The sequence below is a fragment of the Streptomyces chiangmaiensis genome, assembly GCF_036281785.1.
GTDB classification, from domain to species: domain Bacteria; phylum Actinomycetota; class Actinomycetes; order Streptomycetales; family Streptomycetaceae; genus Streptomyces; species Streptomyces chiangmaiensis.
The window spans coordinates 1-789 of record NZ_JAYWVC010000668.1; the positions used below are offsets into that span (position 1 = coordinate 1).

General features: G+C 71.5%; 1 protein-coding gene. It reads right to left on the bottom strand.

What is annotated here, in order from left to right; all coding sequences use genetic code 11:
- Window positions 1–789 (bottom strand): PP2C family protein-serine/threonine phosphatase (locus tag VXC91_RS46315; RefSeq protein ID WP_329513322.1); only part of this gene is annotated, 789 nt, incomplete at both ends.

Sequence of the window (789 nt, forward strand, 5' to 3'; positions counted from 1 at the left end):
CTGGCCGTCGGCGTAGCGGTCCTCGTCTTCCTCGGCCAGCCGCTGGACCGTGTCATCGAGGTGAGCCAGCAGTTCGTCCGGGGGCAGGTCCATGTCGGCGAGCGTGCGGACGGCGGCGCGGAAGCCGCCCACCATCGTCGCGGCGTTGATGCCGTGTCCGACCACGTCGCCGACGACCAGACCCACCCGGGCGCTCGACAGCGGGATCACATCGAACCAGTCGCCCCCGACGCCGGTGTCCGCGTCGGCTGGCAGGTAGCGCGAGGCCACCTCGACGGCCGCGCTGTCCCGCAAACGGTGGGGCAGCAGGGTGCGTTGGAGTGTGAGGGCCGCGGTGTGTTCGCGGGCGTACTGGCGGGCGTTGTCCAAGGCGAGCGCGGCCCGGGTGACGAGTCCCTCGGCCAGGAGCAGATCGTCCTCCTGGAACGGGGTGGGTTCCTCGGTGCGGATGAACACCACCACGCCCAGCACCGCCCGCCGCGCGCGGATGGGCACGATCATCATGGAGTGAATCCCGTGCTCACGGATTATCCGCGCCCGCGCGGGATCCCGGTCGAACCATGTGCCGGGACCGGCGTCCAGCACCGGTTCCAGGTGAGAGCAACCGGAGAACAGAACGTCGATATAGGGGGATTTCGGTGGGACGAACACCGGCTCACCGCGCGCCCACGGGGACTCCGGGATCCCCGGGTGGATCGAGGCCACACCGGCCCGGCGCAGAACCGGGCGGCGCCCGCCCGTCGGGCCGATGCCGGCCGGGGGTTCTTCGCCGAGCCTGACCGACTCCGC